Raw genomic sequence first — 10,910 nt, 5'->3', positions numbered from 1 at the left:
AGTGCCTTTATCTGGGACTGTCGTCACCCCTGACGGCTCTCGTCCGTGTGGATGGAAGAGTTTTTTTGGGGGGCGTTGTCGCCGCGTGCAGGACGGTGAGAATCCCTGTTTGTGGTGGGGAAAAAAACAAGACAAGAGCCCCCGCACCCACCCCTATTTTCGGGGCGGCTTCCGCCCCGAAAATCCTGGGGATTCTCAAGGGTGTCACACCCTTGAGCCGTCGGAGACAAAAAAAATCACAGAAAAAAGGCTCCGCGAAACATTTCGCGGAGCCTTCCATTGGTCTTCCTGTCGCGGCGCGCGCGTTCTAGAGGAGGCTCCAGAGCATACGGGTGCCGACGACGAAGAGCAGAAGGGCGAAGAATTTTTTCAGGGTCGCCACGGGCAGGGAGTGGGCGAGCTTGGCGCCAAAGGGGGCGGTAAGCACGCTCATGCTGACGATGCCGACCATCGCGGGCAGATAGATGTAGCCGAGGGACCAATCGGGACGGCCTTCCACGCCAATACCGTTGACGAAGTAGCCAAGGGTGCCGGAGATGGCGATGGGAAGCCCGATTGCGGCGGCGGTGCCGATGGCGCGGTGAATGGCCATATTGCACCACGTGAGGAAGGGCACGGACAGCGTGCCGCCACCAATGCCGACAAGGCTGGAGACAACGCCGATGACGTTTCCTGCGCCGAACATACCGGTGGCGCCGGGCAGTTCGCGGGAGGCGCTGGGCTTTTTGCCGAGCAGCATCTGGTAGGACACGTAGTAGAGAAAGATGCCGAAGAAGCCTTTGAGGATATTGGTCGGCAGCTGCGCGGCAATCCATGCGCCAAGAAAGGTGCCGGTGAGAATGCCGGGGGTCACGCGCCAAAACGCGGACCAATCAACGGCTCCCCGCCCGTGATGGGCGCGCATGCTGGACAGGGAGGTAAAGATAATGGTGGCGAGGGACGTGCCAAGGGCCATGTGCAGAATATGCTCGTGGGGCACCCCCTGCCATGTGAAGGAGAAGGTCAGCAGGGGCACGATGACCAAACCGCCGCCAATGCCCAACAGTCCGGCCAGAACACCGGCAAACGCGCCAAGAACAACGTAAAGAAGAAGCGAAGTCAGCATGATGCGCCGAGTCCTTATGCAAGGGGCCGGAGCGCGGCGGCTCCGGCCCGGTTAAAGCTACTTGCCGTTGGTGTAGAGAATGTGGCTTCCGACGGCGGCGATGTCCTTGCAGCCGGTGAGCACCATGGCCTGCGTCAGCTGGGCTTTCAGCGCGTCAATATAGGCCTCCACGCCTTCCTGCGTTCCGCCCACGGCGGCCACGGAGAAGGGACGGCCAATCATGACGGCGTCTGCGCCGAGGGCGACCATCTTGAGCACATCCACACCGTCGCGGATGCCGCCATCAACGATGATGCCGATGCGTCCCTTCACAGCCTGCGCAATGGCGGGCAGGACGGCGGCGGTACCGGGAGCGTGGTCGAGCACGCGGCCGCCGTGGTTGGACACGACAATGGCGTCCGCACCGACTTCGGCGGCCTTTTCGGCTTCGTCCACGGTCATGACGCCCTTGAGGATGAACTTGCCACCCTTGTCGTGTACCTTCTGGATGATTTCACGCAGCTGGTCCGGCGTCTTGGGGGCGACGGGGCGGCCCATCTTGCGCAGGGTGATGAGTCCGGCGGCGTCCACGTCCATGCCGTAGACTTTGGCTCCGCTGTCGAAGGCCATGGCGAACTTTTCGTCCAGCTCATCGCTTTCCCACGGCTTGATGAAGGGAATGCCGTAGCCGTCCACCTTTTTCAGGCCGCCGAAGGAGGCCTCGACGATGAAGGGCGGCACGCCGTCGCCGGTACAGCCAATGATGCCGCGGGACTTGCAGCCGCCGAGGATGGCGTCCACGTATTCGGCTTCGGTGATGCCGCCGCCCATATTAAAGGACACGCCACCGATGGGCGCGGCGATAACGGGCAGGGCAAGGTCCAGACCGAGCAGAGAGGTGGAGGTATCCGGCTCAGCGGCATCATGCATGAGACGCATGTTCAGCTGCACCTCGCGCAGGGCGCGGACGTTGCTGCGGAAGGCTTCGCCGGTGCCAAGCCCGCCCATACCCGGCACTTCGCCGGAACAGGCGCGTCCGTCACAGACGGGACACACGCGGCAGTACCCTTTCATCAATTCCTTAGCCTTTGCTCGCACATCGGGCATTTCCATAATGCTACTCCGTGATGTTGATAAACGTCATATACTGATGAAATACCGGCTCCGGGGCCACGTGGTCATGACCGGGGGGCGCGGAAAAACCATTCGCTTAGTCCTCGAAGGTAAAGCCGCCCGCTACGGCAAGCCCGCCGTCGGGGAACAGCCTGTCGGCCACATCGCGCACATGGCGGGCCATGCGCCGCTCCGCGGCTGCTCCGTCGCCGTGCTCAATGGCGGCGACGATGGCCTCATGCACGGCAAGAGAGGCCATCCGCCGCTCAGAGGGTACAAGCACCTCGTCGCGGCTTTCGGCAAACATGCCATGCATACGGCCAAGCATGCAGTGCAACAGCGCATTGCCGCACATGGACGCAAGGCTGGCGTGAAAGGCCTCGTCCTGTCTGGCCCCTGTCCCCCCACGTTCCACGTCGCGCCGCTGCATCTCCAGCGTGCCGCGCAGCGCCGCCACATCCTCGGAAGTGGCGCGCACGGCGGCCATCCGCGCCACGCGCGGCTCCAGAATAAGGCGCACCTCCATCACCTCGCGCAGGCGCGTGCGCCCTTCCAGCATGGAGTCGGCAATGCCGGCCACAAGATCATCGTCCCGGCCCTGCGCCACATAGGTGCCGCTGCCGGGGCGCGTCTCCACCACCCCGCGCTGGGTCAGCACGCGGATGGCCTCGCGCACGGAATTGCGCGACACGCCAAAAGCCTCGGCCAGCCGCCGCTCCGGCGGCAGACGGTCTCCGGGGGCAAGCTCGCCGGAGGCGAGCATTTCGTTGATGCGCCGTACAATCTGCTCGTACACGGCGGAGCGCTGTACACTCCCACCGCCTGCAAATCCTTCGGCTGGTATCCGTTGCGTCATACTTGTCCTTCTGGCAAAAATTGGTAGGACCAAAGTACCAATTGGACCACCCAAGTCAAGCCCCCAACCACATTTTGTTTCGCGCCGGTCGTGCATGCATTGACACGGCGGCGCAGGCGATATATTACAATATCTCAATATGCAGATATTACAGTTTTCCAAAGCGCTGGCCGACCTCACCCGGCTCCGGCTCATCCGCATCCTTATGGAGCATGAGCTGGCCGTGGCCGAGATTGTCGAGGCGCTGGCCCTCAAGCAGTCGCGCATCTCGCGGCACCTGAAAATCCTTGCCTCTGCCGGACTTGTCGAATGGCGGCGCGACGGGCAGTGGGTCTTCTACCACGCCTCCACGCAGGGCGAAGCAGGCGACTACCTTGCCGCGCTGTCGCCCTTTGTCCACGCCGAGGCCGACCTTGACGCCGACGCGGCAGCCGCCGCGCGCGTTGTGGCCGCACGCCGCCGCGAAACGGCGCGCTTTTTCGGCTCCATCGCCGAGGAGTGGGACCAGATGCGGCGCGACACCCTTGGGGGGCTGGACATCGCCGGGCTGGTCACCAGCCGCATGCATGGGGCGGGCACGGCCCTTGACCTTGGCTGCGGGACGGGCGGCTTGCTGACGGCCCTGTCCCAGCAGGCGGAGAGCGTCATCGGCGTGGACAACTCGCCGGAGATGCTGGACCGCGCGCGGGAAGCCTTTGGCGAACAGGCCGGGGCGTCGGGGCGCATTAGCCTGCGCATTGGCGACCTGGAACATCTTCCCGTTGCTGACGGCGAAGCGGATTTTGCGGTAATGTGTCTTTCTCTGCACCATTTGGCCTCCCCGCGCGAGGGCATTGGCGAGGCCTACCGCGCCCTGCACGGCGGCGGACGCTTTGTCCTTGCGGACTTTGACAAGCACGAGGTGGAGGCCATGCGCACCGAGTCCGGCGACAGATGGCTGGGCTTTGCCCCCGGCGATGTCCGGGCATGGCTGGAGAAAGTAGGATTTTCCATCGTCAACGAAGACCGGTTCGAACTTCCATCGGGGCTGCGGCTTCGGGTGTTCGAGGCGGCAAAACACTAATTTCCCGGAGGAAAGAACCATGGCAGACGTACAGCCGCTGGACCTGACCCTTCCTTACAAGGTCAAGGACATTGCCGAAGCCGATTTTGGCTACAAGGAAATGCAGCTCTCCGAGCGCGAAGTTCCCGGCCTGATGGCCCTTATTGAGAAGTACGGCGACGAAAAGCCCCTGAAGGGCCTGAAAGTCACCGGCTCCCTGCACATGACCATCCAGACCGCCATGCTCATCAAGTGCCTGCACGCACTGGGCGCGGACATCCGCTGGGCATCGTGCAACATTTTCTCCACGCAGGACCACGCCGCCGCCGCCATTGCCGACTCCGGCATGGCCAAGGTGTTTGCCTGGAAGGGCGAATCCCTTGAGGAATACTGGTGGTGCACGGAAATGGCCCTCACCTGGCCCGACGGCTCCGGCCCGGACCTCATCGTGGACGACGGCGGCGACGCCACCCTGCTCATCCATCAGGGCGTGAAGGTCGAAAAGGCCCCCTCCGTTCTGGAGCAGAAGGTGGACAACAAGGAATTCGCCGTGGTCATGAGCCGACTGGCCGCCAGCTACGAAGCCACCCCCACCAAGTGGACCGAAATCGCCAAGAAGGTGCGCGGCGTCTCCGAGGAGACCACCACCGGCGTGCATCGCCTCTACCAGATGCAGAAGTCCGGCGAACTGCTGTTCCCGGCCTTCAACGTCAACGACGCCGTGACCAAGTCCAAGTTCGACAATCTCTACGGCTGCCGCGAGTCCTTGGCCGACGGCATCAAGCGCGCCACCGACATCATGATTGCCGGTAAGGTTGTGGTCGTCATCGGCTACGGCGACGTGGGCAAGGGCTGCGCCCAGTCCATGCGCGGCTTTGGCGCGCGCGTCATCGTCACCGAAATTGACCCCATCTGCGCGCTGCAGGCCGCCATGGAAGGCTTTGAAGTCACCACCATGGACGAAGCCGCCGCCATGGGCGACATCTTCGTCACCGCCACGGGCAACTACCACGTCATCCGCGGCGAGCACATGGAAAACATGAAGGACGAGGCCATCATCTGCAACATCGGCCACTTCGATAGCGAAATCGAAATGACCTACCTTGAGGACAACCCGGAATGCACCCGCACCGTCATCAAGCCGCAGGTGGACAAGTGGACCATGAAGTCCGGCAAGAGCGTCATCGTTCTGGCCGAAGGCCGTCTGGTGAACCTTGGCTGCGCCACGGGCCACCCCTCCTTCGTTATGTCCAACAGCTTCACCAACCAGGCTCTGGCGCAGATTGACCTCGCCAAGAACGACTACGAGCCGCAGGTCATGGTTCTGCCCAAGCGTCTGGACGAAGAAGTGGCGCGCCTGCACCTTGACCGTCTGGGCGTGAAGCTCGACACCCTGACCAAGGAACAGGCCGACTACATCGGCGTTCCCGTGGATGGCCCCTTCAAGGCCGACCACTACCGCTACTAAGCGCGGCCCACGCCCGCTTTTTGGCACACTGGCTCAAGACCGAATGGGCGCCCCGTCTCCGTTGTGGAGGCGGGGCGCTTTGCCGTTGCTGGGGGCGTTTTTTCGCGAACGCACGCGCGCCGGGCTCTGACGGGTGGAATCAGGCTTCCAATTCGTGCAAAATACTGGCAAAGGGAAGCCAAACGCGGCCGCCTTCAAACCTGCCGCGAACAGCCCTGGGAGGGGCCATGCGCGACTTCACATACTCTGTACCGTGGAATCTTGCTCTCATCACCATAGGAACGGGCATCTTTGCCTTTGGCATCAAAGCCATCGCCCTACCGCACGGGTTTATCTCCGGCGGCATGTCCGGCCTTGGCCTGCTGCTGTACTACCTGACGGACAAGCTCTCGCCGGGGCAATGGCTGTTTCTGCTCAACGCCCCCATTTTCCTCTTTGGCTGGTTTGGCGTCAGCCGCCGCTTTTTCCTGTACAGCCTGTATGGGGCCATGTCCGTTGTGGTGTTCATGGAGCTTATTCCATGGCAACTGCCGGTGCACGACCCGTGGCTGGCCGCCATTGCCGCCGGAGCCACCTTTGGCACCGGCCTCGGCATCACCTTTCGCTCGCTGGGGTCCACGGGCGGTACGGACATCATTGCCGTCGCCATCAATCAGAAGTACAATCTGCGCATAGGCGCGGTGACGTTTGGCTTCAATCTGGCGCTGTTTGTGGTCAGCATGCTGTTCATGAAGGTGGACCTTGTGCTGTACTCGCTGTCCACGGTGTTCATTGCCGCGCAGATTATGGAATACGTCCTTGGGCTGTTCCATCAGCGCAAGATGGTCTTCATCATCTCGGACAAGACCGAAGAAATCGCCGCCGCCATCATGCGCGACCTGCACCGGGGCGCCACCTTCCTCGACGGACGCGGCGCCTACTCCGGCAGGCCCAAGAGCGTGCTGCTGACCGTGGTGTTCAACATCCAAGTCAAGCGGCTGGAACAAGCCATCTACGCCATTGACCCGGACGCCTTCACCATTGTGGAGAGCCCCATGAACGTCATTGGCCGCAAATTCTCCAGACGGAAGGTCTATTAGCATGACCGCGAGGACACCCGCCCCCATCGCCCTGCTGACGGACTTTGGTCTGGGCGACCCGTACGTCGCCCAGATGAAAGGCCGCATTCTGTCCCTTGTGCCGGACGCCCGCATCGTGGACATCAGCCACGGGGTGGAGCCGTTCAACTTGGCGCAGGGGGGATTCTTCCTGAACGCCAGCAGGCGGCACTTTCCCGAGGGGACGGTGTTCGCCGCCGTGGTGGACCCGGGGGTTGGCACCACGCGGGGGATTGTTCTCCTTGAAAAGGACGGGCAATCCATCATCGCCCCGGACAACGGCCTTGCCAGCCTTGTGCTTGGCAGCGGCGGGCCTGTGCGCGTGTTTGACCTGTCCGTGCACATGCACTCCCCGCGCACCGTCAGTGCCACCTTCCACGGGCGCGACGTCTTCGCCCCCCTTGCCGCGCAATTGGCGCAGGGAGCGGAGGCGGAATCCCTCGGCCCGGAAATGGCACCAGACGACCTTGTCACGCTGGACTGGGCAAGGCCCCGCCTTGAGGACGACAACGCCGCCGTCACCGCCACGGTCCTGCACGTGGACCGCTTCGGCAACTGCATTCTGAACCTGCCGGCCCGCGAGTGGCTGGACCGTCTGTGCCACTGGGAAGGGCTTGCCCTGTCCGCCAAGGGCCGCACAGGCGCCGTCACCTGCTGCCGCACCTACGCGGACCTGCCCCTTGGCAGCATGGGCCTGCTTGAAGGCAGTCAGGGCTACCTTGAACTGTCCATGAATCAGGCCTCCGCCGCCCGTCTTTTGGCCGCCACATGCGGCACCACCATAACCCTCGCCGCCGCGCAAAGGCTGTAATGCTCTTTTTCACCTCGTTTCTCGCATCCCTCAGCTTCATGACCCGCCTCGGCCCCGCCCGCATTTATGATGAAAAAACCGTTGCCGCCACCATCGGGTGGTTTCCCGTTATTGGGCTGATCATCGGCACCATTGTCACCCTGCCCTTTGCCCTTGGCGTTCTTGGCGGTCAGCCGTGGGTGCAGGCGTGGCTGGTGGTTGGCGGCTCCCTGACCCTGACCCGCGCCCTGCACTGGGACGGCTGGGCCGACCTCTTTGACGGCTGGGGCAGCGGCGCGCGCGGCGAACGCTTCTGGACCATCGTCAAGGACAGCCGCAACGGCGCCTTTGGCGTTCTTGCCATGGTCATGGGCATTGCGGGACAAATCATTCTGCTGCATCAGGCGCTGGCCGCGCAGGCGTATGGCGTGGTGGTGTTTGCCTTCATCATGGGCCGCACCGTCTCCGTATGCACGGCCTACACCGGCCGCCACCTCACCCGCGACGGACAGGGGCGGCTGTTTCTGAGCGGCGCAACCACGCCCATTGTGCTCCTTGTCATCATCCAGACGCTGTGTGCCGCGCTGTTTGTCCAGCCCCTTATTTTCCTGCTTCCCACCGCCCTGCTGGCCGGACTGGGCATTATGGAAATGGCCCTGCTGGCCCGCACCCACGGCGGCATGAACGGCGACTTTTTGGGCGCGGCCGTCATCTGGGGCGAAATCTCCACCCTGCTGGGCTGGTGCATCGCCATGAACCTGACGCGCAACCTGCTGCCGCTGTTCTACTAGCCGCAGGGGAAGCCCCGTGGTCCCGACAGGCCCCACCGGCGCAACACGGCACAGACGCCGAAGCCCCTGCCGCCCCACGTGGCACCGCCTCCCATCGCCGCCCTGCGCACCATCCACGGCCACACTGCGCACCATCCACGGCCACACGCCGCGCCCTCAGCGGCGCCATCACTACCCAAGACAAAGCGCCCCCGTCCGGAAGAGCCGAACGGGGGCGCTGTCGTACTGCGCGGGAATTGGAGCGACCTTAGAAGGTCTTGGCGGCCTGCAGGTCCTCTTCGGAGTAGTCCCACGTCACGTTGTGGGGCGGCAGGGCCTCCTTGAACCAGCGGGGGAGCTGGTCGTCGTGCTTGGTAAAGCCGGCGTCGGCGTTGAAGGAGTGCTCGTCCTTCAGGGTCTGCACGCCAAGGGCGAGGGCGTCGTCCGGCGTGATGTTGCCGCCGTAGCGGGCGTTGAGCAGGTCGCACAGCACCTGCATGGCGTCCGGAGTATCCAGCACGGCAAAGGCCACAAACAGGCACATGCCGGTGGAGTCGATGGACGCGGTGGCCACCTGAAGGTTCTTGGACAGCTCAACGTTGCCGTCGTCCTTCATGCCGTCCACATCGCCGCCCACTTTGAGGACGTTCTGACACACGGCGTAGCCGGCGGTGTGGTCGCCGCCCATGGGGTTGGTGGCGTAGGTGACGCCAACACCCTTGACCGCGCGGGGGTCGTAGGCGGGCAGGGCCTGATTCTTGACGGTGGGCACGCGGTCCACGCCAAAGGCGGCGGCAGTGGAGCCCGTGCCGTTGCCGATGATGCGGCCCAGCGGGTCGTCAGTGCCGACCTTTTCCAGCAGCGCCTTGGCGGCGGGGCCATCGCCCCACTCGATGAGGCCGCCTTCCATGGCCATGGTCACGGCGTTGGCCATCTCGATGGTGTCGATGCCCTTTTCGTCGCAAACGCGGTCCATTTCGGCGATGAGGTCGATATCGTGCACAAGGCCGTTGGGACCAAAGCCCCACAGGGTCTCGTACTCAAAGCCGGAGGTCACGTATTCGCCCTTTTCATCCACGTAGCGCTGGGAGCACTGCATCACGCAGCCGGGGTGACAGCCTTCGTGTACCTTGCCGCCGCGCTTTTCGATGAGTTCGGACATCTTTTCGCCGGACACATCTGCGGCGTGCTCGTACTGGCCGCTGCGGAAGTTCTTGGTGGGCAGTGCGCCAGCTTCGTTGATGATGTTCACGAGGATGGCGGTGCCGAATCCGGCAAGGCCCTGACCGGTAACCGGGTGGGTCTTGAGGATTTCGGTCCAGCGCTTGTTGGCGGCCTTGAACGCGTCCTTGTCGGCGTATTCAATGCCCTTGGCGCCGGAGTTGTCCACAGCGATGCAGCGCACGCGCTTGGAGCCCATCACAGCGCCCATGCCGCCACGGCCAGCGGAGCGTGCGGGGTTGCCGAAGGGGTCGGTAAACTGAATGGTGGACGCCTGCAGGCACTGCTCGCCGGCGGTACCGATGAGGGCCACGGTGGCTTTGCCGCCAAAGGCCTCGTCCAGCACCTTCTGGTACGCGTAGTTGTCCTTGCCTTCACGGTCCGGGGCGTCGGAGAATTCCACGCCGTCCTTGGTGATGCGGATGGCGGTGAAGGGAGCGTCCTTTTCGGGCTTGTCCTCCAGCACAACAGCGGCGAGGCCCAGCTTGGCCAGCTTCTGGGACAGCATGCCGCCGGAGTTGGACTCCTTGATGGAGCCCGTCAGCGGGGACTTGGCGCCAACGGAGATGCGGCCGGAGTTGGCGGCCATGGTGCCGGACAGCAGTCCGGGGGCAAAAATGAGCTTGTTGTCGGCAGAGAGGGCGTGAGCGTCGGCCGGAACCTCTTTACGCACAATGCGGGACGTGAGGGCGCGGCCTCCAAGACCTGCATATTCCCCCATATCCTCGTACTTGTACGTACGCTCGCGAGTGTTGATACGCAAAATTTTCATCGTGCTTTCCTCCAGTTTGCAGCTCGATAAACTGTTGCTTCAATGCTTCAAACTTCATATCGTCTATGACCAACTGAATACATTGTCAAAATCATAGAAAACTGCATTGTTGTTACATACAGTTCCTGCAAGACAGTTTATTCTGTTCTCCGGATTGAAGCGCCACAAAATAACCAAGACGAACCAATCCCAACAGAAGCGCGGAGGAAAATTTTGCAATCCGTTCCAAAGATTTCACCCCAGCCCGGTTCCGGTGATATTTCCGGGGAAATAGCCGTCCGCCTCGCGCCGGGGCACGCGGCGTCCCTGCACCTCCTCCTGCAAGAGGGCGTGGACATCGCCCTGCCACAGCCCATGACGGTCCGCACCCTGCTGACCCAGCACCTGCACATCCCCGCAGACTACGTGGACCGCGACATCAGCACCGTGTTTCTCGAAGGCCACCCCGTGGATGATATCGACACCGCCGAGGTCGCCGCCGGCAGCACGCTTGCCCTTTCCGGGTCGCTTCCCGGCATCTGCGGCATCACCATGCGCCGCCACAGCCCCATTGCGCGCATGCGCTCAGGCATTGCCCTGCAGGACGGCGCGGCGGCAGAGGGGAGGGGCGGAACCATCCGCCTGCGCGCTTTCAACTTCATCGCCAAGGGTGTGGCCGCGCCGGTCTTTGCCGCCGGGGTCCAGCTCACCGCCAACC

The 10,910-nt window shown here is 63.2% G+C and carries 9 protein-coding genes and 1 pseudogene; 6 read left to right on the top strand and 4 right to left on the bottom strand.

The annotated features are described in order from the left end of the window. Window positions 1-307: 307 nt before the first annotated feature. The 3 genes from ACY69P_RS09105 to ACY69P_RS09095 all read right to left on the bottom strand — a co-directional run bounded on the left by ACY69P_RS09105 (window position 308) and on the right by ACY69P_RS09095 (window position 3,053). Window positions 308-1,105, bottom strand: coding sequence for a sulfite exporter TauE/SafE family protein (locus tag ACY69P_RS09105; protein ID WP_459900335.1), 798 nt, complete (start codon window positions 1,103-1,105; stop codon window positions 308-310). A gap of 57 nt (window positions 1,106-1,162) precedes the next feature. Beyond that, window positions 1,163-2,191 (bottom strand): alpha-hydroxy-acid oxidizing protein, encoded by a 1,029-nt coding sequence (locus tag ACY69P_RS09100; RefSeq protein ID WP_459901614.1) that lies wholly within the window; start codon window positions 2,189-2,191, stop codon window positions 1,163-1,165. 103 nt (window positions 2,192-2,294) lie between these two features. Continuing rightward, window positions 2,295-3,053, bottom strand: a complete 759-nt coding sequence (locus ACY69P_RS09095; protein ID WP_462327238.1) for a FadR/GntR family transcriptional regulator — start codon at window positions 3,051-3,053, stop codon at window positions 2,295-2,297. Between the two features lie 139 nt (window positions 3,054-3,192). On the opposite strand from ACY69P_RS09095, the gene ACY69P_RS09090 reads away from it, so the two are divergent. From ACY69P_RS09090 to ACY69P_RS09070, 5 genes are all read left to right on the top strand, one after another. Then, window positions 3,193-4,116, top strand: a complete 924-nt coding sequence (locus ACY69P_RS09090) for an ArsR/SmtB family transcription factor (protein WP_462327237.1) — start codon at window positions 3,193-3,195, stop codon at window positions 4,114-4,116. Window positions 4,117-4,135: 19 nt separating this feature from the next. Continuing rightward, window positions 4,136-5,563: an adenosylhomocysteinase gene (gene ahcY, locus ACY69P_RS09085; RefSeq protein WP_462327236.1), complete on the top strand. Its 1,428-nt coding sequence runs from the start codon at window positions 4,136-4,138 to the stop codon at window positions 5,561-5,563. A 227-nt stretch (window positions 5,564-5,790) separates the two neighbouring features. Then, window positions 5,791-6,642, top strand: coding sequence for a YitT family protein (locus ACY69P_RS09080; RefSeq protein WP_459900329.1), 852 nt, complete (start codon window positions 5,791-5,793; stop codon window positions 6,640-6,642). Window position 6,643: 1 nt separating this feature from the next. Continuing rightward, window positions 6,644-7,471, top strand: a complete 828-nt coding sequence (locus ACY69P_RS09075; RefSeq protein ID WP_462327235.1) for an SAM hydrolase/SAM-dependent halogenase family protein — start codon at window positions 6,644-6,646, stop codon at window positions 7,469-7,471. After that, complete coding sequence (locus ACY69P_RS09070; RefSeq protein ID WP_459900326.1) at window positions 7,471-8,241, top strand: adenosylcobinamide-GDP ribazoletransferase; 771 nt, start codon at window positions 7,471-7,473, stop codon at window positions 8,239-8,241. Before ACY69P_RS09075 ends, ACY69P_RS09070 begins: the two co-directional genes overlap by 1 nt. 247 nt (window positions 8,242-8,488) lie before the next feature. On the opposite strand, the gene ACY69P_RS09065 is transcribed toward ACY69P_RS09070, so the two are convergent. After that, a complete protein-coding gene (locus tag ACY69P_RS09065) occupies window positions 8,489-10,213 on the bottom strand; it encodes an aldehyde ferredoxin oxidoreductase family protein (RefSeq protein ID WP_459900324.1) in 1,725 nt (574 codons plus the stop codon). Between the two features lie 213 nt (window positions 10,214-10,426). Here ACY69P_RS09065 and ACY69P_RS09060 point away from each other — a divergent pair. Then, window positions 10,427-10,910, top strand: a pseudogene (locus ACY69P_RS09060) (hypothetical protein); the annotation flags it as partial.

The sequence above is a fragment of the Desulfobaculum sp. genome, assembly GCF_054921475.1.
This window is presented reverse-complemented; position numbering and strand designations above follow the sequence as displayed.